The organism is Hymenobacter jejuensis, from assembly GCF_006337165.1.
In the GTDB taxonomy this organism is placed as follows: domain Bacteria; phylum Bacteroidota; class Bacteroidia; order Cytophagales; family Hymenobacteraceae; genus Hymenobacter; species Hymenobacter jejuensis.
In genome coordinates this window covers 492,928-514,886 of the sequence record NZ_CP040896.1, presented here as the reverse complement: position 1 = coordinate 514,886, position 21,959 = coordinate 492,928, and the positions used below count along the sequence as shown (strand labels likewise).

The following is a 21,959-nucleotide window of genomic DNA, read 5'->3' as shown; positions in this document are numbered from 1 at the left end:
GAAGGGGAAGCATCGGAAACTTTTAGCAACAATTTAGAAATGGCAAACTTGAACGGCGATTCCGTAGATCCTGCAATAGCGGGCGTGCGCGGCGAAAATGGGAGTGTGGGCGGAGACGGCGTTGCGGGCGTCAGCAACGCCGGCAATGGTGTGCACGGAAAAAGCGCCACCTCGTTTGGCGTGCTGGGCGAGTCAACCAGCAGTCGCGGGGTGGTGGCCCTTAGCGATACCGATTATGGTTTGCGGGCCGCCAGTCGTACTTCGGCCGGCATTCGAAGCAGTTCCGTCGAGGGACGTGGCATAGAAGGCTGGGCCACCAAAGCAGAAGGCGTGGTCGGGATCAGCACCGAGGGCAATGGTATCTGGGGTCAAACGGACGGAAAAGGCGACGGCGTGCTGGGCACCAGCAAAAGCGGCAACGGCGTACACGGCAAAAGTACTTCGTCGTTTGGCGTGCTGGGCGAATCGGTGAGCGGCCGGGGCGTGGTAGCAATCAGCGACACCGATTACGGCTTACGGGCCGCCAGCCGCACTTCAGCCGGAATCCGTGGCAGCTCCGTTGAAGGGCGCGGCGTGGAGGGCTGGGCAACCAAAGCAGAGGGCGTCGTGGGCATCAGCACCACCGGCAACGGGGTATGGGGCCAAACAGACGGCGCCGGAATCGGTGTGCTGGGCAGTAGTAAAAGCGGGGTCGGCGTATACGGGAAAGGCGGCCGGCTGGCAGGCTTTTTTGAGGGCAACGTGGAAGTAACCGGCGACATTACCATGTCCAACGCCGACTGCGCCGAAGATTTTGACCTTGCTGAGGCCGCTGAACCGGGCACCGTGATGGTTTTGGGCGACGAAGGCGCCCTCTACCAAAGCCATAAGCCCTACGACAAGCGCGTAGCTGGGGTGGTCTCGGGGGCAGGTGCTTTCAAGCCGGGTTTGGTGCTAGACCGGCAGCCGCAGCATAGCCCGCAACGCCAACCGATTGCGTTGCTGGGCAAGGTTTACTGCAAGGTCGATGCGCGTGAGGCGGCCATTGAAGTCGGCGATTTGCTGACCACTTCTGACTTGCCCGGCCACGCCATGAAAGCCGCCGAGCCGGGCAAAGCCTTTGGCGCCGTGATCGGCAAAGCCCTGCGCCCGCTTCGGGAAGGACAAGGCCTGATTCCTATACTAATTGCCTTGCAATAAGGTATTTATGCGAAGACCATGAGCCGTATCAGAATGAAGATATTCGTCAGCAACGAAACGGACGCCGCCCTGACGTTCAGCGACGAAGAGATTGTGCATGGCGATTTTACCCCCGACTGGAATCCGCCGCCCACGATTGGGCCCGGTGAGCGCAAGGGGTTTCAGGGCGAAGGTAACATTGTGCCCATCGACCAAGCCGTTACCGGCACGGAAGGCCGCGTGCGGTATCAGATCGAGGCTCCGGATGGTGGCGAACTGTACATTCACTGGGACAGCCCGCTGATCGAATCGCAGTTTGGCAACACGTTTCACGTCTGGGCACCGGCCAATTGGGAGGTCACGCACTCCGGCGGGCAAGGGCACGAAGCAGAGCTCGACATCCGGCTGCGCCGCACGGCCCGGCGCAGCGTGCCCAATTTTCACGCGCGGGGGCGCGGCTTTGCCTTCAAAAACAAATGGGATAGCGGCCTGCCCGTAATCTCGCTCGGATTTCTCTGGAACGCGCTGTTTGACTCGCTGCCCGGCCCCTTGGGCGAGCTGGGGATTGACAGGGTCATCGACGAGAACTTTGTGCCCATCACGCACGCCGACGCCGGGCTGTGCGGCGGCATGGTATACACCGTCATGGATTATTACGCGCAGCATTTATTTCCGCCTGAAAGCACCAGCAGTCCCGTGTTGCGCGACGATGCACTGTTTGGCTACATCCGCGACCGCCTCTGGGACAGCTTCGACGTCGGGGGGCAAGGGCATCGGTTTCTGGGCTACTCGTCGCCTCATTACCCCAACGGTGACGAAGGCGTAATCCAGACCGCCGGCTTTACCCGAGGCCGCTCCTGGGTGACGTATCGCGAGGCGTTTCCCGAAATTCAGGCTGATATCGACGCGGGCCGCCTGTCGCCGGTCGGGCTGATTCAAACGGACAACCTCGACATCGGCACCAACCACCAAGTACTGGCGTACGCCTACGAAAAAAGCGGGCAGGATGTGACGCTCTACATCTACGATCCGAACGAAGCGCAGCAGGAAATTGCCCTGAAATTCAATATCACCGCCACCGACGGCGAAGTGCACGTAGCGCGCATCGGCGGCGACCCCAAGAACGATCATCGCATCTTCTGCTTTTTCCGCATCAACGGCTATTCCCCCAAGAGCCCGCCCAACGGGCTGCGCATCAAGTCGGTGCGGAAAGCGCTGCGGGCTTCCGGGCCGCCACCATACTCCGTGCGAGGCGCCGTGGTGGCCAACCGGGCTGCCGGCTCCGTGACGCGGTGGCTACACACGATATAATTACATAACTTCAAGATTATGAATGATTTACGTGGGATAGACCGCCGATCGTTTCTTGAATACGTCTGTGCCCTAACGGCGACCCTGGCGGTAACGGGTCCTGGCGGGCTGGCAAAAGCTGCTGCCCGCCCGCTGGCCGAGGATGCACCGAACACGCACAACATGCTGGTGTTTGGGGAGCAGGCTACCTATGTGTCGCACCTGCCGATGTTCGATAGCATCGCGGCCAGCCGCACCGAGTATACCTCGCCGCATCGGTATCAGGTTATTCTGGAAGTTGCTTTCCAAAAGGGCGGGCAGGACTTGCAGAAACTGTATCGCAACGACCGGCTTCGGAACGCGAACGTTCGGATCTATACGCTCAATCCGGCCGAATTTGTCCTGTCGCGGTTGGCTCCGGCGGGCGCTGGCAGTCCGCTTCTTTCGGATTTTCAAGCCCGCGTTTTTCGGGGCCACCTAGAGCGCGGCGGCAAGGTGATTTCGGGCCTGGACGACGTGCAGGTTAAGGTCAAGCGCGTTGTGCACTTCCGAAAATTCGATCCACAGGCCAGCAAGTTGGCGGAGATGAAATACCTGCTGTTTGGCAGTACGCAAGAAGCTTTTGTGGCCCACTACATCAGCAAGCCGCCCGATTTCGACCACGTGTTATCGGTCAGGCTCGATGGGCACGGCCTCACCGATGCGCAGTTGCGCAAGGGCCTGGAAATCACGATTCCGGGTAAAGCCAACCAAGCCGGCGACCGCCTGAAGGAAGCGCAGCAAGTGGCTTCCTTGGTGCAAATGCCCGGTAATCAAACGGCAAAGCTGGGCTTTAAGGTTGGCAGGCAAATCTATTTTGAAGAAGGCGAGCTGCTGATGCCGCCCACGTTTGCCGATACGAAGCTGGAGCAACTTGGAAACTAAGCAAGGTGCGGGCGCGACAAGCGAGAAATTTTCTCCAGCAAAACAGCCATACCATGATCATTTATCACATAAAGCTGCCCAAAAATCAGGACCTCGAAGCGTTCGTGACGTTCATGCGCGAAGAGTATTTCCCGGCCGTCGACAAAGGCTCCACGCGCGTAGGCCAGATTACGGATCTGCATTTGCTGGAGCGGGAAAACGAGTTTGAAGGCGATGAAGTATCCCACGAATTTTTGTGGCAAATCGGCTGGAGCGGCCAGCCCACGGGCAAGGCCCACGTCGAGGATGCGGCCGTGGCACGCAAGCTCACCACCTTCCAGGCCGACATCAAACGCTTGGGGTCGTACCGCCAAGTGGCCGACTGGCAGGTAGTAAAATAGATTAGTATACACAAGTATTTGATTATCAAATACTTGTGTATAGAGGAAATTCGCTCTTAAATGCGGAGCTAGGCTTGGCAGTTGGGGCCTTCGTTGGTCAAATCCCCAGCCAGCGAGCGGCCGAACGCGCTGCCGCTAATCCGTAAGGGCTGTTTGGTAGAAAAACTCTTTCTGCTGTGGAGAATGGCTGATAATCAGTATCTTGATTATTCTGCCGCTCGCCGCATGAAACGCTTCGTGCTTTGCTCGCTTTTGGCATATTCGGCCCCGGTCGCCGCTTGGTACCGTGTGCCCAGCCGTCGCTGGGCAGCGTGCTGGGCGTGGGTCGGGCTGCTGGCTATAGGCACCTCAGTGCCTGCACAGGCGCAGAGCCCCTATACGGCTACCTTGCAGCGCGCCCTGCGACAAGCGCCGGCCGATACCAGCCGGGTATTGTTGCTGGCCGATATCAGCACCACGTTCCGATATTCCCTGCCCGACTCAGCCCTGTGGTATGCCCAGCGCGGGCTGCGCTTGGCCCGCCGAATAAAGTACCCTAAAGGGCAGGGCCGCTGCTTGGCCCGCATCGGTTACGTGCTTGCTGAAAAAGGCAACCTGCCGCTGGGCCTCCGAACGGAGCTTAGGGCCTTGCAGCTCAACCAGAACAGCCACGACCGATTGGGCGAAGCCCGGACACTGCTCCTGATCGGTTTGTCGTATTCCAACTCCACTGACTACATGCAGGCGCTTCGCTACTTCCACAGGGCAAAAAAGCTATATGATGCTCAAGTATCTGTTAATGAACAGGATACACAATTGTTGATTGCTGAAAAAGGTGTGCTCTTGCACAACATCGGCGCCTCGTACACCATGCGCAACCAGCTTGATTCGGCGCGGTATTTCGAGCAGAAAGCCTTGCAGCTGATCAGGGGCCATGCGGGGCTTGCCCAGACCAGTTCCGGCAACCCCTTGCCCTTGGTACTGCGCGGGCTGGGGCTGATTTATGCCCGCGCCAACCGCGATGATTTGGCGTTACGTTACTACCGGCGCAGCGTGGCCGCGGCCTTGCCCGACAATAACCTGCGGGCAACGTGCCGAACGTACAACGCACTAGCCGAACTGTTCTGGAAACGCCACCAGCTCGACTCCTGCCGCTATTACGCCCACCAAACGCTGGCCATCGGGCGCGCCAAATCCTGGATGGTGGAAGTATTGGGCGCCAGCACCTTGCTGGCCCAGGTATTTGAGGCGAGCGGGAAGGCCGACAGCACCTTGGCCTATGTACAGCTGATGCAAACCGCCAAGGACAGCCTCTACAGTCCGCGCCGGATGCGCGAGCTTACTGCCGTGAGCATTGCCGAGCAACAGCAACGCCTGAAAGTAGAGGCCGAAGGCGAGCGGTTTCGGCGGCGCGTCCGGTTGTATGCGCTACTCAGCGGCTTGGGCGTGCTGTTGCTGCTGGCGCTGGGGCTGTGGCTTACCGTCCGGCGCAAGCAGCGCACCAACCGGCATTTGCAAACCCTCAACCGACGCGTCAATCAGCAAAAGAAAACCCTGACCAAACAGCGCGACGACCTCAGCAAAGCCTTGGCCGAGGTGACGACGATGCAAACCCAGTTGATCCAAAGCGCGAAAATGGCGTCGTTGGGCGAGTTGGCAGCCGGTATTGCCCACGAAATCCAGAATCCGCTCAATTTCGTCACCAACTTCGCCGAAGTAAGCCGCGAAATGCTCGACGACCTGAAAGCCGATGTTGTGGCCGACCGCAAGGAAGAGGCGCTATCGGCTGCCGATGACCTCAGCCAGACCCTGCAGAAAATCAAGCACCACGGCCACCGCGCAGCCAGCATCGTGAAGGGCATGCTGGGGCATTCGCGGGCCAGTTCGGGCGTGCGCGAGCCTACTGACCTCAATACGCTGGCCGAGGAATGCTTGCGCCTGGCTTACGAGGGTCGTCGGGCCAAAGACAAGGGTTTTCATGCCGCCTGCGTGCCCGATCTCGATCCTGCGCTGGGCCTCGTTACCGTCGTGCCTCAGGACCTAGGCCGGGTGCTGCTCAACCTGCTGACCAACGCGTTTTATGCCGTGAGCGAAAAAAGCCGTCGGCACCCGCAAGGGTATCAGCCCGAGGTGAAAATATGCACCCGTCGACAAAGCAAGCAGGTGGAAATTGTAGTCCGTGACAACGGGCTGGGCATTCCGGAGGCCGTGCGGGCCAAGATCTTTCAGCCCTTTTTTACGACCAAACCCACGGGCGAAGGTACCGGGCTGGGCCTGTCGCTCAGCTACGACATCATCACCAAAGGCCACGGCGGCACTATCACCGTCGAGAGCCGTGAGGGAGAGTACACCGAGTTCGCCATCCTCCTGCCCAATGAGCCGGAAAGCCACTCCGCTACGCCATTGGTTGATAAAGTATATGATTGATAATCAATGCATTGGTACTATTGCTTGGTTGTGCTTCGGCTTTTGCGCCGCTTCCGAAACCGACGCGCTGTGAAACGAGATTGCAAGGCGTACTTAATTAGGCTTGTATGTTAATAATCAAGTATTTACTTATAATTATTCGCTATCTTCATTGCTTTAGTCCGCGCGTTTTTTCTTCACATTAAACCTACTTGCATATGGAAGCTTCTGCGCACATTGTTGAGATTGACGTTCCGGCTGATAGCTGGCAGCCCGTCATCGACTATTACACCCGGACACTGGCCAAGCAGCCGCGCTTTACTGAGCCGTCGGAGGCCGTGTTCACACTGCCCGAATATGAGCTGCACCTGCTGAAAACCGACCGCCAGCCAATGCCGGCCGAACAGCGCACCTTCCCCTCGCACTCCAAAGGCTGGGTAGTCAGCGATACGGATAATATATATGTGCACCTGCCAGCTAATGCGCCCGCTTCCGATTCATCGGACAACCCCATCGTCCTGCCGATTGGCGGACTGAACGCCATCAGAGCAGGTGCCACCTCCACGAGCCGCGCCTTGGATTCGGACGCGGATCAACCGGAAATGAGCGTCATTCACAATCCTGGTTTTTGAGGAAAGGCACCAATGCAACCATCACCCTGCCGTGAACATGACGCTTTGCTTCAAGTTGGTATTACTGTAGCTTTTACTATGATGTAATTATATATTCATATTATTTATTGTATGCCTTATAATCGGTTATATTGACGCATTCTATTCATCTGTTACTATATCTCTTTCATCATGGCAGATCTAAGTACGCTCGAAACAAGACAAGTTCCTGCTAAGGAATGGGTAGCAGTAGTAACTGCTTTTACAGCTAGTTTGGGAACACCGCCTACGCTTCTTCCGCAAGGAAGTAGTCTTGAGGACGCCACGGATGCCATTTGGGGCACCGACGATTCGGGATTGCACCTCGTAAAGGTGGCTGAAGGCCAAGAGCCTCTTTTTAAAGATAGTACGGACCCAGTAATAAGTGTTGCGAGTGCCGACAAAGTCAAGAAGTTCGTTGCAGACCTAACGTCTTCAGGTCACCTAGAGCTAAAGGCATATGTCCAAGCGAAGGAATTTAATATAGCTACTGGCGAATCGAGGACAGTTACGGTAGGAATTGTATACCTATTCAAAAACCCGAAAGACTTCAGCCAGTCAGAAACATTAGGCGTTATTCATAATCCACCGTTTGCGCAGTCAAAGACTTATTGAGCACACTGGTTGTTGTGGTGCTGATAATAAGTAATTGATATGCAGTTGATTATGACTTAACTGGGCTTGCCTCAACAGCTTTGATTGTTGGCGCCCTCTTAGTACCCGCCAGCATGAAGCCGTCCGTAATTCTGCTGTTCCTGAGTTTGGTCTTTTCCGCTTTGCCCGCGTTAAGCCAAACGCCAGCGTCCGACAGTCTGCGCAGGCTGTTGCGCCAGCAGCCTCTACCCGACACTACCCGTGTGCGGAGGCTGCTGATGTTAGTCCGGCAGGTGAAGATTGCCGATGTTCCGCAGGCCTTGCAGCTGAGCAACGAGGCGCTTGAGTTGGCCCGGCAACTTTCCGACCGTGTGGGCGAAGCGCAGGCATTATTAGAGCTAAGCGCCCTGCACCGCCGGCAAACCAAATACGAAGAGGCGCGGCGGTACGCCCGGCATGCTCTGCGCTTGTTCGAACGCTTGTCCAATAAGCAGGGGCAAGCCAAAGCATGGCTGCAACTGAGCTTGATCGATATGGTGGCGGGCAACCTAAAGCCGGCCGTGGATTTTGCGTTGAAAGGGCTGCCCTTGGCGGAACAGGTCGGGGACCAGCAGACCCAAGCCTACCTGCACGTCTCCATGGGCGATGCCTACGTCAAAATGGAGAACTACGAAGAGGCGATTCCGATCCTGCAATCCGTGCTGAAAAGCGGCCAGCAGCTAGGGGATAAACAGCTGGTACTGCAGGCCCTCAATGGACTGGGAGAATCATTTCAGAAGCTGAGAAAATGGCCGCAGGCCTTGCATTATCATCAGCGCGCCCTGAAGCTAAGCCAGCAGCTTGGGGATAAGGTGGGAGAAGCGGCCGATGAAACCAACCTAGCAGAAGTGTACCGGCTGCAGGGCAACTACGCCGCAGCCCTGGCCCACGGGTTGCGAGCGCGACGAATGGTAAAAGCCACCCACGACGACTTTAACCTGCCTTCCGTCGAGCTTACCCTTGCGCGCATATACTTACACGCGCAAGAATTGGATAGTACACTTGCGCTGGCACAAGATGGATTGAAAGTCAGCCTGCGGACGCGTAGCGTCGAGAACGCGCGCGACGCGAGCGACATTCTGGCGCAGGTGTATGCACAGCAAGGCAACTTCGCCCAAGCTTACCGCCATCGCACGATGCATCTGGCGTACAACGATTCGCTCTCGGGAGAGGAAATACAACGCCAAACCAGTGCCCTGCGCCACAACTACGAGCTGGAAAAAAAGCAGGCCCAAATCACTATGCTCACCCAAGCTCGTCAGCTGGAGCGGCAGAAACGCAACGCCCTGCTCGGCGGGCTGGGCGGGGTGGTGGCGCTGGCGGCGTTGCTGGCCCGCAATATCTTCCTCAAGCAGCGTACCAACCGCCACCTCAACGAGAAAAATCAGCAGATCGAAGCTCATAGCATCGCGCTTGACCGCACGCTGGAGGATCTCAAAACCACGCAAACCCAACTCGTGCAGCGCGAAAAAATGGCCTCGTTGGGGGAACTAACCGCCGGCGTGGCCCACGAGATGCAAAACCCCTTGAACTTTGTCACCAACTTCGCCGACCTGAGTGTGGAACTCGTGGCCGAGCTGGAAGAAGAGCTCGCCCAAGAGCCCCTGACGCCGGAACGCCGGCAGACCATTCAGCTGCTGTTGCAGGAACTGGTGCAGAACCAAGCCAAGATTCACCAGCACGGCCACCGCGCCGATGGCATCGTCAAGCGCATGCTCGAGCACTCGCGCGGCGGTAGCGGGCAGCGGCAGCCAACCAACCTCAACGCCCTCTGCGAAGAGAGCCTTCGCTTGGCTTACCACAGCTGGCGCGCCAAGCACCCCGACTTCACGGCCGCCCTCACCACCGAGCTCGATCCACACGTGCTGCCCGTGCCCGTCGTGCCGCAGGATGTCAACAGTGTGCTGCTCAATATCTTAACTAATGCCTTCTACGCCGTAGGCGAAAAGCGCCAGCGGGCAGGTGATACTTTTCACCCCGAAGTGACCGTGCACACCCAGCGCACAACGCATGCCGTGCGCATCAGCGTGCGCGACAATGGACTCGGAATTTCGGAAGAGGCCAAAGCCAAGATTTTTCAGCCCTTTTTTACGACCAAACCCACAGGCGAAGGCACCGGGCTGGGCCTCTCGCTCAGCTACGACATCATCACCAAAGGCCACGGCGGCACCCTCACGGTCGAAAGCAAGGAAGGCGAGTACACCGAATTTGTCATTTCGCTGCCGGTCAAGCCGCAGAGTGTATTTGCGTAAGGCAGCATTATTTGACTATTTAATTAAATTAATTTTATATTTGATAACTGCCGCTGTACCGTCGGTGCGCTAGGCAAGGCCAATCGCTTCGCGACTGTTTCTTGCCCTTTGAGCGCACTCCGGCAACAGCCCGGCAGGTTGGATAAGCGTGTGCGTATCACTGCCCGCAGAGAAGGGCCGCTCACCGCTTCGGGGCTCCGGCGTCAGCGCGAATAGTGTGCAAGTGGCTGACTTTCTTTTGGTTAGGCCAGCGGCTCGTTGCCGGCTGGTCGGGATATTATCGGTAGGAGACACAGACCTGGCTTTCCCTGGTTGCGATGTTGCTCGAACGCCTTATTCCTCCGCGCTTCCGTACCAGGAATTTCGCCCGGCAGGTGCTTGCCACGCCTATCGGCGCGCCTCCTCCGGCCACCGGGTACAATTTGTTTTATCACCTGTCGCAGCGCTGGGTGCGGCAGGCTTTGCTGCATGGCGTGCTGCTGGTGGCCGGCGTGTTTTCGGCTGCACTAGGCCTAAAAGGCTTTTTGCTTCCTAGTCATTTCATTGACGGGGGTGTTACGGGTATATCCTTGTTAATCAACCAATTAACAGGTGTATCGCTTTCGCTGCTGATTATTCTGATCAATATCCCGTTTATCATCCTGGGCTACTATCACCTCGGCAGGAAATTCGCGCTCAAGACGCTGGTGACGATTCTGGCCTTGTCTGGCGCGGTGCTGATCGTTTCCTTTCCGCCGCTCACGCACGACAAACTGCTGATTGCCGTGTTTGGTGGCTTCTTCTTGGGAGCCGGCGTAGGACTGGCCATGCGCGGGGGCGGCGTGCTCGACGGGACCGAAATTCTGGCGCTCTACCTGAGCCGGAAGCTGCCCATGTCGATCGGGGATATCGTGTTGATTATCAATATTATAATATTCGGCGTGGCGGCGTGGCTGCTGTCCATCGAAACGGCGCTGTATTCCATCCTGGCGTATTTGTCGGCGGCCAAGACCGTGGACTTTATTTTGGTGGGCATTGAGGAATACACCGGGGTGACCGTCATTTCCTTCCACAGCACCGAAATCCGGCAAATGATCACCGACAAGCTGCGCCGTGGAGCTACCGTGTACGAGTGCACCCAAGGGTTTGGCGTTCACGGCCACCAACACCTGAAAGTGGAAGCAATTTTTACGGTTATCACTCGCTTAGAGGTAATTACGCTCACCGACGAAATACGCAAAATAGACCCGCACGCCTTCATCGTCATGCAAAGCATCAGCGATACGAAAGGCGGGTTGGTCAAGAAGCGAGCCTTGCACTGACCGCCCCTTGTTTTGGGCTGTCGGGGCTTGGTTCGGGGGCTTTTTAAGCAGAAGGATTTCAATGGAAAAGTTGAACCGTTTTCTGGGAATACGGCCCCGCGAGGCGAAGACGGTCTGGTTGTTTTTTGCGCACAATTTTTTGCTTGGGCTGGGCACCGTTCTGGCGTTTGTGGCCGCCAACGTAGTGCTGTTGCACGATCAGCCTATGCGCAACCTGCCCTTGGGCTACTGCGCTGGGGCACTGGCGGTGCTGGTAGTCGGCAGAGTGTATGCCTACTTCGAAGAGCAGCTGCTACTGAAAAAGCTGGCCGGGCGGGCGCTGCTGGGGGCTATTGTACTCGTGTTGGGGCTTGGGCTGCTGTGGTGGTATGCCCCTTCGGTAGGCGCGGCGGTGGCCATTATGGCGGGTTACCGCGTGGCGTATTTGCTTGTCAATCTGCAAATTTGGGGGATAGCTTCAGCTTCCTTCAATGCGCGGCAGGGGCGGCGGCTTTTTAATGTGATCAGTTCCGGCGACATCGTGGGCAAAGGACTGGGTGCGCTACTGCTAGTGCTGCTGCACCGCTATCTTGGGTTGTCGGCGTTGCTGCTGGCGGCTTTCGGCGCCTTTTTGGGCGCCTGGCGCATGCAGCAGCTCACGCTGCAAGCGCAATCGGCCGCGCGGATAAAGTCGTCGTATACCGGCCGACCGTTGCCGAAATCACTCCTACAGCACGGTTTTGGCCGTAACCAGCTGATTCGGGCCATGGGCTTCAGCTTGGCGGCGCTGGCCGCTGTGACAGTATGCGTGGAGTATTTCTTGTTCATGAGCGTCTACAACCGGCTGCCGCTCCAACCGAGTATAGTGGAAACAATGGGCGGGGTGCTGGCCCTGACCTACCTGCTGGCACTGGTGGGCAAGGTGGTGCTGACGCGCTACGGCCTCGACCGGCTGGGCGTGCGCGGGGCGCTGGCCGGGCTGCCCCTCGCCGGGCTGGCGGGCGTGCTGCTGGCAGGCGCGCTGACGGCCCTGCGCGCGGGGTTTGCTGCCAGAATGCTCTTTTTTTGTGGCTTTTATCTGGTGCTGGAAAGCCTGCGCCGCGCCTTATTCGAACCCATTTTTCAGACCTTATATCAGCCCCTGAAACCCCGCGAGCGCGTGGAAAGCCATACCCTGATCAAAGGGTTTTATGAGCCTTTAGGGCTGGGATTGAGTGGGTTACTATTATTTGGCCTGCGCCAGATGCCTGCGCTGAGCCAGTGGGTGCCGCTCGTCTGGATGGCGCTGCTGCTGCTCGGGGCACTGTATTTGGTGAAACATGCCTACCGGAATTATCTGGAAGGGCTGAAGGGCGCGTTGGGTTTACGCTTTTTGGAAAACGCTCCGTCGGCTACGGAAACCGACGAACCGGGGCAACACCCCGACGAAGAAGCGCTCGATGCCATCGAACATTTGCAACGGGCTGGTTCTGGGGCACTTGCCGAACACGCCGAAAACCTGCTCAACCACGCCGACAGCCGGGTGCGAAACCGGGTTCTGCGGCTGGTAGGTCACCACGCCGACCCCACGCTGCTGCGCCGACTCGCCCTCGACGATCCCAACCCTGTGCTGCGAGAAATGGCCAGCCGGCTGGTGGGACGGCATCCACAGGCCGATGATCTGTTGCAGCATCCGGATCTGGTTGTGCGCAAGGGCGCCCTTATCGGTCGGCTGGAAGACCAACCTGCCGATGCATTGGCACAAACCAGCCTGGAAGCGCTCCTTGCTTCGACCGACCCCGACACCCAGCTACTGGCGCTGGCGCTGATTCGGTTTCTGATCCCGGAGCAGCAGCTCGCGCTCGTCACTACCAGCCTGCATAGTCCGGACCCAACCTTGGTGCAGGCAGCAGTGCACGCCGTGGCCGAAACGCCTACCCCGACGTTAATTGCGCAGCTAATCGCACTGGTAAGCGACAAAAAGGTACGCAAGCCCGCTGCCGAATGCTTGGTGCGGCTTGGCGATGCTGCCCTGCCGCTGCTGAAAGAGGCGCTTCTGCAGGAAACCGACGAGCAATGTTCGCGGCGGCTGGCGCAGGTTTGTGCCAGCCCGACTACGCCAGCGGCCCGGCAGGTGTTGGTGGATGTCGTGCAGGGCGCCAACCTACACGGCCGCGCTGCCGCTTTGATGGCCCTAGCGCATTTTCCCTCCTCCCACGACGATTCCCCTGTCTTTCAGCGGCTTGTGGAGAAAGAGCTGCGCATGGCCAAGCATTTGCTGCACGGCATGGTGGCCGCCAACGCCGAGCTTCGGAGCGCCCTGCACTTCGAGTTGCGCGGCTGTCGGCGGCGCCTTTTTGGGCTGCTTTTGCAAATGTATGAGCGTCAATACATTGTGGAAGCCCGCCGCGGCGTAGAACACTCAACCGGCGAACGACAGCTCACCGCCCTAGAAATACTGGACAATCTGATTCCTAGGCCGCTTTACCAAGGCTTGCAGGCGCTCCTCGACGTGGGCCGGCTCAGTCACAAAGTGCAGCTTTTGGAGGGCATTCTGGGGCCGTCGCTTTCATCGGAGCCCATCCACACGACCATCGTTCGCCGCGGGGCGGCGGGGTTTTCGTCGTGGACGATCAGCGTGGCCCTGCGGCAGTGGCATGCGCAGCCCAATACCGTCGAATACCTGTACCCGCTTCTGCAAAGTCCGAATCTGCTGATTCAGGAAAGTGCCTGCGCTGTCTTGCGGCAGTTGCCCATGCAGCGCCCCGCCGCCTTCGATCATCTGGTTTCGGTATATCCATGTGTTAATCAGATGCTTATGAGCAACCAAGCTAATGGCCCCTCTTACTCGGCCCAGGAGCGCATCCGGATGCTGAAAGGCACGCCGCTTTTTGCCGAAACCTCTGAAAACGTGCTCGCCACCATCATGCCGATCATGAAGGAAGTTGCTTTTCAACCCGGCCAGGAAATATTTGCCAAAGGTGCCATCGGCACTACCTTGTTCATTGTGGGCGATGGCGAAGTAGGTATTTTCGACGGCAAGCGCCAGCTGACGACCTTCCGAAAGGGCGATTTCTTTGGTGAGTTGGCCTTGCTCGACGCCCAGGCCCGCTCGGCCTCTGCCGTGGCACTAGGGCCAGTAGTGGCGTTTCGGATCGATCAGGAAGACTTTTATGATGTGATGGAGGAGTGCGCTGAAGTTGTGCGCAACATCATGCGAGTACTTTGCCAGCGCCTACGCCAACAGAACGACAAAATGTAGTCCGGGGCACTCGGACCGTCATAAGAATCAGACCGTAGCGTTTTGATTCAACAATGTTCGGACGATGGCTGATGCTGTGCTGTTCGCTGCAAGCTCCAATAGCACCCTAACCGGGTTAGTTATGAACAATAGGCTTTCTTGATAATTTTAAATTAAGTTTCCTCGGCTACGTGTTTACTTTGCTGCTTTGTTTACAGCAAAGAATGCAGAATGAGTGTAATTGTTAAGTCGCAGGAGATTACCATAAAGAAGGTTGATTATAACTTAGAAGCTCTGCGTGGCTTTGCTGCTGTTATCGTAGTCTGGTTTCACGTTATTCTACACAAAAATTTACTTGATCCTGCTTTCCAACCTTCTGGTATTTGGGCCTATTTGCCACCAGGGCATCAAGCGGTATTGGTATTCTTTCTTCTGTCTGGTTATGTAATCGAATTATCGACCAAACAAGTGGCTCTGACGAGCGCTTCAATTCCAGAATATCTAAAAAAGAGGCTTGTCCGCATTTACCCCATCTATGCCTTGAGTATGTTGCTGACTCTGTTGGTGGCTGTACACCACTATTCTTTCTCTACCATTACAAATCACTTTACGCTTACACAAATACTATTTTCTCCACTCATTGAAGAGAACAACCCGGTCTGGTCGTTACACTATGAAGTGCTCTTTTATCTGCTCTTTATTCCGCTCTCTTACTTCAGATTGAGCCCGCTGCTAATGGGTTTAGGAGCTCTGGTAGTAGGCATTGCAACAGTCCGGTTTTATTCGACATTACACTTACCGCCGCTGCTATCTTCTTATTCCGTGGGCTTTGCTTTTTGGCTAAGCGGTGTCGCCCTAGCTCGATATGTAAAGCAGCAGGTTAAGAAGGTGCCGTACGCACTGATGCTGAGCATGTTGCTACTGCTGCTCGCGGTACAAAGGTTCAATTTGCTGGATACGGTATGTCGAGTATTAGTCACCAAATTAGGGTTTAGCCTGACCTTTCCAGATAGTGTGACGTGGCCTGAAAAAATTATTCCTGTTGTTGATCTAGCCTATTTACCGTTCTGTATTGGGATGCTGCTTATTTTCTCCGGAAAGAAGTTTTGGCTGCGCCGGCTGATAATTGCTTTTTTATTGCTGTCTCCGCTGTATACGTTCCGCTATCTTTATACACAATGGGGAGCCTACGACGTGAACGAGTGGGTACTGCCGACAGTTTTTTATGTGGCGGCTCTCGTGATTTATTTGCTGGCCAAAAGGCTTAACTCACTTGCTCGTCCCATAATTTATTTGCTCTCTCGTACCGGTACTATTTCGTATGGCCTATATATAATTCACTTTCCTTTGCTGTACGGCTTTAGTCAAATTCCTTTCTTTTCGGGCTCGCCATATACGTTTATTACAAGAGCAATGCTGTATCTCGGCGTGTGTCTTACGCTTGCTTACTTGTTGGAAAAGAAATTTCAGCCTCGCGTTCGGGTACTTTTGATGAAGTAGGACAATGTTTTCGCTATAGCTAGGGAAAACACAAGGAGCTGTTATATGCTAGATTTAGTTATTGATGCGCGCCCAGCGTCGCTGAGCCCCGGTTTCGGCGTGCGGCGGATTTTGCCTTTTCGGCTGCGGCGCATGCTGGGGCCGTTTATTTTCATGGATCACGCGGGGCCGGTGAATCTGCCACCCGAACAGTTGCCGACGCTCGATGTACTGCCGCACCCGCATATCGGGCTCTCTACGGTCAGCTACTTGTTTGGCGGGCAGGTGACCCACCGCGACAGTCTGGGCGTGGAGCAAATAATCCGGCCCGGTGAGGTAAACTGGATGACAGCCGGCAGCGGCATTGCCCACTCCGAACGCTTCGAAGACCCCACGGCCTTGGCCGGCGGGGCGCTGGAAATGATCCAGACGTGGGTGGCACTACCCGAATCCGACGAGGAAAGCGTCCCGGCCTTCACGAATTATCAACCCCACGAGCTACCCATCTTTACTGATAACGGCGTGTGGATGAGGCTCATAGCCGGAGATGCTTTTGGGTTGAAAAACGGCGTAAAGACGCATTCTCCGCTGTTCTATCTGCACGTAGTGTTGCAGCCGGGCGCTCGATTTGGTTTGCCGCAGGGGCACCGCGAACGAGGTGCTTACATAGCCAGGGGCAGCGTAGAAGTGAGCGGCCAAACGTACAGCGCCGGTCAATTATTGGTATTCAAGCCCGGCATCGACCCAGTTATAGTGGCCCGCGAAGCCAGCACCCTGATGCTGTTGGGAGGTGAGCCGCTGGGCGAACGGTTTATCTGGTGGAATTTCGTTTCCTCACGCCGCGACCGCATCGAGCAGGCCAAAGCCGATTGGCAAGCCGGCCGCATCGCGCTGCCGCCCACCGACAACGCCGAGTTTGTTCCGCTACCACAAGATCGCTCACGGCCTGCTAGCTCGCCTGCCCCTGAGCCTTTGTCTTAGCCGGTCGTTATAAACCAGAAAAGCCCGTTTCTTTCCTCTGTTAAGGTAAGAAACGGGCTTTTCTGGTTTATGAAGTAATGTCTTGATCTACAAGATGTTGTGGCGAGATGTTAATTCACCACCAGCGTCATGATGGAGTGGGGGAGGCTGACCGCACTTGCGCCCTGGCCTTTGATCCAGAGTTGGAAGGGCTGTTTGTTGGTGCTACTGTTCATTACCACCACGGCCACTTTGCCATCGGGGTTGCGGAACGCAGTCGTCTGAAGCATGTCGCGGTTCGAGCTGCTGCTGATGCGCTGCGCACCTGGCCGGATAAACTTCGAGAAGTGTCCGATGTAATAGTACGCATTGGTATACAGTAACTTACCGCTTCGGGTATCGGCAATGATGGGTGCAAAGCAGAAGTTACCCACGTGGTTGGGGCCGCCGGTTTCGTCGAGCAGCACGTTCCAATCAGTCCAGCCGACGGTGCCGGCGTTGAAATCCCCGATCATCGACATTCCGTAGCGCTCGCCCAGCCGCCATTCGTTTACCTGCGCAAAATCAAATTTTTCCACGCAGCCTTCGGTAAAGATCAGATTTTTAGAGGGATAGGTTTCGGCCACGCGCTTCAGGTTTTCAAACTGCATGCCGCTGCCGGTCCAGGTTTCGTACCAGTGGTAACCGATGCCCCACACGTACTTCGCCGCCTGCGGATCGTCGAGGATGGTGCTGGCTCGCTGAAAAATCAGGTCGCGGTTGTGATCCCAGGCAATGAGCTTTTTGTCGCCCAAACCGCCTTTTTGCAGTGTCGGCCCCAAATATTCCTTGATGAAGTCGCGCTCGTCTTCGGCCGTGAAGATGCAGGATTCCCACTTTTGCTTGGCCATGGGCTCGTTTTGTACCGACAGGCCCCAGATGGGGATGCCCAGCTGCTCATACGTCTTGATAAACTTGACGTAGTAATCGGCCCAGCTCTGGCGAAACTCGGGCAGCAGCTTACCGCCCTGCAACAGGTCGTGGTTGTCCTTCATCCAGGCTGGCGGGCTCCACGGACTGACAAACATCGTCAGCTTGCCGCCGGCCGCCTGAATGGCCTGCTTGATAAACGGAATGCGATATTGCTGATCGTGCTTGACGCTGAAGGTCTTCAGAGCCTTGTCATTATCAGCGACATAGGTGTAGCTGCCGCTCGAAAAGTCGCTGCTGTGAATGCTGGTCCGGGCCAGCGTGTAGCCAATGCCGTCGGTGGGGCTGTAATAAGCTTTCAGCAATTCCTGCTGCTGGGGTTTGGGTAGCTTAGCAAAGGTTTCGGCTGACGCATCGGTGAGCGCCCCGCCGATTCCGAGCATCGTCTGGAACGTATGCGTCGGATCCACGAACACACAGACCTGGGTTTCAAGCGGTTGCCCAGCGGCCTGAAAAGACAGCTCGTCGGTGGCAGCCAAGCGGTAGTTGGTATTCTCGGCGGTGGTGAAAACGCGCGCTTTCTTGCCAACTGCCGAATAGGTTTTGGCATTTCCGGCCGTTGGATTGGCTTTTTGAGCCGAAACGCTGTGCAAACCTAAAGCCGAGAGCACAATCAGAGCAATAAAATTTTTACGCATGCAGGAGGAAAGAAGCTGAAAAATTGTTTTTATAAATAATTTATAATCAATTGCTTATGTAAGCAAGTTTGGGCTTTTGCTGGCAAAAACGAGTTGTGCAGCGGGTGCAAAGTTGCGGAGGAGGCCCGAAACCGAAAAGCTAGTATTTTTCGAGCCATCGCCGCGCTGCCAGCTGTGCTGGGCGGTTTGGCGTACGCAAAGTACTTCACCATCTCCGTTAAGCAAGTTCTATGGCCCACTGCTTCCCAATGCAAAGGAAAACGATTGCGGTTTCTGCCCGCACGTCACTTCACTTTTTGATTCGCAAGTACATTCGCCACCCTATTCTGTTACTGAGTATTGGGCTGGTGGCGCTGGTAACGCACGGCGTGCGAGCCCAGTCGCTGCCCATGCTACACGCCGACGGCCCCGCGATTGTGGATGCCAAAAACCAGCCGGTTGTGTTGCGCGGCCTCAATGTGGGCGGTTGGTTGTTGCAGGAAAGCTACATCCTCAAAACCGATTCGTTGAACTGCCAATGGCGCATCAAGCAGGGCCTGTTGCGCTCCATGCCGGACGCGGCTATGGAAGAGTTTTACCAGCAGTACCGCGCTGGGTTTGTTACCAAAGAGGATATCGATTTTATTGCCAATCAAGGGTTTAACTGCGTGCGGCTGCCTTTTCACTACGATCTGTTTCTGACGCGTGAGCAGCGGCAGGCCCGCACCAAAGCCCTCACTTCGGGCAATACCGATGCCTACGTGGCGGCCTTAAGCAAGTGGTACGACGCCAATCAGCTGTTTGTCCAGCCCGATAAGCTCGACGGCGTGAAGCTGATCGATGACGTGCTGAAGTGGTGTGCGGCCAATAAGCTCTACGTCATTCTGGATTTGCATGCCGCGCCGGGCGGCCAGGGCACCGACCGCAACATCAACGACAACTTCAAGTCGCTGGATTTGTGGAAGCGCACCGATGCCAAGGGCCGTCACCTCTACCAAGACATGACCGTACGCCTCTGGCAACAACTCGCGGCCCGCTACAAAAACGACCCGCGCGTAGCCATGTACGACCTTATCAACGAGCCGCATAACGTCAATGCTGCCAATGGTTTATCCACTGACAATGCCGAATTGAATGCCCTGTATAGTCGCCTCATCGACGCGGTGCGCAGCCAGAATGATCAGCACCTGATCCTGCTGGAGGGCAACGGCTACGGCAACGAATACACCAACCTCACTCCCGACCGCCTCAAGAGCAAGAGCACCCGCAACCTCGTCTACAACGCGCATCGGTACTGGTGTACCAACGATCCGCAAGCAAGCGATCCCAACCCCAATCAGATCAACCTGATTCACAACCTCGTCGCGTTTCGCGATCAGCACAAAGTGCCGGTATGGGTGGGCGAAACAGGCGAAAACTCCAACGACTGGTTTGCTACGGCCGTGCAAGAGCTTAATAACCAGAATATTGGATGGTGCCACTGGACGCTCAAGCGCGTAGAAGGCGCCACTAGCCTGCTATCGGTGAAAGAGTACGGCAGCATCCTCACGCCCGAAGGACGCGCCGCGCTGCTGCGCAACAGTCGTTTTCGCGAGTGCTCTCAAAACAAAGATGTAGTGGCCGCGCTGCTTCAGCCCGGTAGTAAAAGCTTGGCTTTTAAGAAGATAACGCTGCCCGGAACGATCCAAGCGGTCGATTATGACTTAGGCCGCAACGGCGTGGCCTACTCGGATACTTACGCCGGGCGCGTCGATTTTACCAAGCATACGCCCTGGAATGAGGGCGGAGGCTATCGGAATGATGGGGTTGATATTCAAAAGGTTACAGATACTGGCTCCAACAGCTATGCCGTCGGCCACACTGAAGCCGGTGAGTGGCTGCACTACACGGTCAGCATCAGCAAGCCTGGTGCCTACAAAGTGCAGGTGCGAGTAGCCAATGCGACTGCTGCCCCCGCTAAGCTATTGCTCAAGCTAAACCAACAGGTTGTGGGCACGCTCGTCGTAGCGCCAACGGGGGCCGCCACATGGCAGACCTTGCCCATGACAACCGCTGCACTGCCCGCTGGTACGCACACGCTACAGCTTTATATAGAGCAACCCGGTGCGCTGATAAGCTGGCTCAAGTTCGGCGAACCGAAATAAAGCGCTGGTGGGCACACTGGGCCAGACGGCTGTTTCGCTAGGCTAAGTGGCCGCCCGAATACAACATTTGAAAACATCTCCCGTTAAAGGCTAATTCTGGATCGTAAATGTCCAGTTTTCATTCACCTTTTGCCTTTAAAAAGAGACTTATGAAAAACTTACTCGCCTTCGCCGCACTGTTCGTTGCTGGAATGTCTGCTGCTCATGCTCAGACCACGACCACCACTACCCAGCAGACCACAACGCAGCCAGCTCAGAGCACAACCATACAGACGCAACCCGCTCAGACTGGCACCACAAACACGACAACGACCACCACGGAGCCTGCAACTACCACTTCTACAGGCACTACCGTAGAAACGCAGTCGGGCACGGGCGTATCGCAGGGCACGACAACCAAAGCGTCAGATGTGAAAGCCAAAGACAAAAAGAGAAAGTCGAAGGTTAAAGCTAACCCAACCAAATAAGCGAGCCTATTACAAGCTCCTTAGCTTACAAAAGCCCAGTCGTACTTTGTGCGGCTGGGCTTTTTTGTTGGGGTTCTCCTGGCCAAGTGCTAAATGGATAACTCGGTAATGGAGGCGCCAGAAAATAGCCAGAACCGAAACGATGTTGGCAAGCAAAAGCCAGATGCAACTAAAGAACGCTATTGCTGCAATAGTTCCTATATTTATCAGCCTACGGCTAGAGATCTGTATCTACGCCAAGTGCCAATTAAGATTGGTGCTTAGAATTATAAAATACTATAAACGGGTATTCAGAGAGATGAATAAGAATGATTACAACCCGTTGCCGCGGAATATAGATTTGACATTTTTTTTTGACCGTAGTAAAATAGTTTTTTGCTGTCTTTGGTTTATAAGTTTAGTAAGTAACTATAGTGCTTTCGGCCAAATTGCATCTGCTGACTCTGTTGCGGTAAATGCTTCGGAAGATATGGTTTATCAGCAATATACAGATGCGGTTGAAAACCATTCTCATCTGTACAACGGGACCGAATATGTGAATTACGATAAGCCTTATATCCAAGGTGATCAGTTTTTTGAGTCGAACCTAGAAGCTGCTGGAGGTATTTATTACGACGGTTTTTATTTTCGAAACGTGCCGTTGCTTTACGATATTTACGTTGATGAATTGGTGATTAAGCACCCGGCTAGTCCCCTGAAAATGAAGTTGGTTAATGAGAAGGTCAAATATTTTGTTTTGCATGGGCACACGTTTGTGCGTTTGGTAAGCGATAGCTTAATAGCATCTCCTATTCGTACCGGGTTTTACGATTTGTTGTTTGCTTCTCAAGTAAAAGTATTAGCCAAAAGAGCAAAAGATTTGCAAGAGCGCGCTACGCCAACCGGGTTAGAAGGTAGATTCAACGAGATTGATAAATTCTTTATTGAGAAAAATAAAGCCTATTATCAGGTTGGTAAGAAATATACAGTTGTGAAATTATTTCCTGATAAAAAAGGTGATCTACGCAAATATGTGCGTTCCCAAAAATTAAAATTTACTAAAAATAGAAGGGAAGCCTCTATCGTAAAACTGGTGCGTTATTATTCTACCCTACCGCAGTCCTCGCCATCGCAAAACTGAGCAAATTAGGTATATGCAACCAAGAGGATAG

16 protein-coding genes are annotated in these 21,959 nt (G+C 55.4%); 15 read left to right on the top strand and 1 reads right to left on the bottom strand.

The window, feature by feature from the left end; all coding sequences use genetic code 11:
* The first annotated feature begins 39 nt into the window (after positions 1–39).
* From FHG12_RS01885 to FHG12_RS01830, 12 genes are all read left to right on the top strand, one after another.
* Positions 40–1,179, top strand: a complete 1,140-nt coding sequence (locus tag FHG12_RS01885) for an autotransporter outer membrane beta-barrel domain-containing protein (RefSeq protein WP_222940396.1) — start codon at positions 40–42, stop codon at positions 1,177–1,179.
* A gap of 18 nt (positions 1,180–1,197) precedes the next feature.
* Positions 1,198–2,469, top strand: a complete 1,272-nt coding sequence (locus FHG12_RS01880; protein ID WP_139514001.1) for a hypothetical protein — start codon at positions 1,198–1,200, stop codon at positions 2,467–2,469.
* Between the two features lie 18 nt (positions 2,470–2,487).
* Positions 2,488–3,372: a hypothetical protein gene (locus FHG12_RS01875; protein WP_139514000.1), complete on the top strand. Its 885-nt coding sequence runs from the start codon at positions 2,488–2,490 to the stop codon at positions 3,370–3,372.
* Positions 3,373–3,425: 53 nt separating this feature from the next.
* Complete coding sequence (locus FHG12_RS01870; protein WP_139513999.1) at positions 3,426–3,752, top strand: hypothetical protein; 327 nt, start codon at positions 3,426–3,428, stop codon at positions 3,750–3,752.
* A gap of 183 nt (positions 3,753–3,935) precedes the next feature.
* Positions 3,936–6,158 carry a tetratricopeptide repeat-containing sensor histidine kinase gene (locus tag FHG12_RS01865; protein WP_139513998.1) on the top strand — a complete coding sequence of 741 codons (2,223 nt, stop codon included), beginning with the start codon at positions 3,936–3,938 and terminating at the stop codon, positions 6,156–6,158.
* A 197-nt stretch (positions 6,159–6,355) separates the two neighbouring features.
* The gene (locus FHG12_RS01860; protein ID WP_139513997.1) at positions 6,356–6,769 is read left to right on the top strand and encodes a hypothetical protein; all 414 of its coding nucleotides are present in this window, start codon (positions 6,356–6,358) and stop codon (positions 6,767–6,769) included.
* A 171-nt stretch (positions 6,770–6,940) separates the two neighbouring features.
* A complete protein-coding gene (locus FHG12_RS01855; RefSeq protein WP_139513996.1) occupies positions 6,941–7,402 on the top strand; it encodes a hypothetical protein in 462 nt (153 codons plus the stop codon).
* Between the two features lie 113 nt (positions 7,403–7,515).
* Positions 7,516–9,672 carry a tetratricopeptide repeat-containing sensor histidine kinase gene (locus FHG12_RS01850; protein WP_139513995.1) on the top strand — a complete coding sequence of 719 codons (2,157 nt, stop codon included), beginning with the start codon at positions 7,516–7,518 and terminating at the stop codon, positions 9,670–9,672.
* Positions 9,673–9,989: 317 nt separating this feature from the next.
* Positions 9,990–10,973 (top strand): YitT family protein, encoded by a 984-nt coding sequence (locus FHG12_RS01845; protein ID WP_139513994.1) that lies wholly within the window; start codon positions 9,990–9,992, stop codon positions 10,971–10,973.
* Between the two features lie 61 nt (positions 10,974–11,034).
* The gene (locus FHG12_RS01840) at positions 11,035–14,193 is read left to right on the top strand and encodes a cyclic nucleotide-binding domain-containing protein (protein ID WP_139513993.1); all 3,159 of its coding nucleotides are present in this window, start codon (positions 11,035–11,037) and stop codon (positions 14,191–14,193) included.
* A gap of 210 nt (positions 14,194–14,403) precedes the next feature.
* Positions 14,404–15,672 (top strand): acyltransferase family protein, encoded by a 1,269-nt coding sequence (locus FHG12_RS01835; protein WP_139513992.1) that lies wholly within the window; start codon positions 14,404–14,406, stop codon positions 15,670–15,672.
* A 45-nt stretch (positions 15,673–15,717) separates the two neighbouring features.
* On the top strand, positions 15,718–16,632 hold the full coding sequence (locus FHG12_RS01830) for a pirin family protein (protein ID WP_139513991.1): 915 nt from the start codon (positions 15,718–15,720) through the stop codon (positions 16,630–16,632).
* Between the two features lie 110 nt (positions 16,633–16,742).
* On the opposite strand, the gene FHG12_RS01825 is transcribed toward FHG12_RS01830, so the two are convergent.
* Positions 16,743–18,218, bottom strand: coding sequence for a glycoside hydrolase family 30 protein (locus tag FHG12_RS01825; RefSeq protein ID WP_139513990.1), 1,476 nt, complete (start codon positions 18,216–18,218; stop codon positions 16,743–16,745).
* A 248-nt stretch (positions 18,219–18,466) separates the two neighbouring features.
* Between FHG12_RS01825 and FHG12_RS01820 the strand changes: the two genes are divergently transcribed.
* From FHG12_RS01820 to FHG12_RS01810, 3 genes are all read left to right on the top strand, one after another.
* Positions 18,467–20,341, top strand: coding sequence for a cellulase family glycosylhydrolase (locus tag FHG12_RS01820; RefSeq protein ID WP_165699275.1), 1,875 nt, complete (start codon positions 18,467–18,469; stop codon positions 20,339–20,341).
* 149 nt (positions 20,342–20,490) lie between these two features.
* A complete protein-coding gene (locus tag FHG12_RS01815; protein ID WP_139513988.1) occupies positions 20,491–20,808 on the top strand; it encodes a hypothetical protein in 318 nt (105 codons plus the stop codon).
* Between the two features lie 298 nt (positions 20,809–21,106).
* On the top strand, positions 21,107–21,928 hold the full coding sequence (locus tag FHG12_RS01810) for a hypothetical protein (RefSeq protein WP_139513987.1): 822 nt from the start codon (positions 21,107–21,109) through the stop codon (positions 21,926–21,928).
* Positions 21,929–21,959 lie beyond the last annotated feature (31 nt).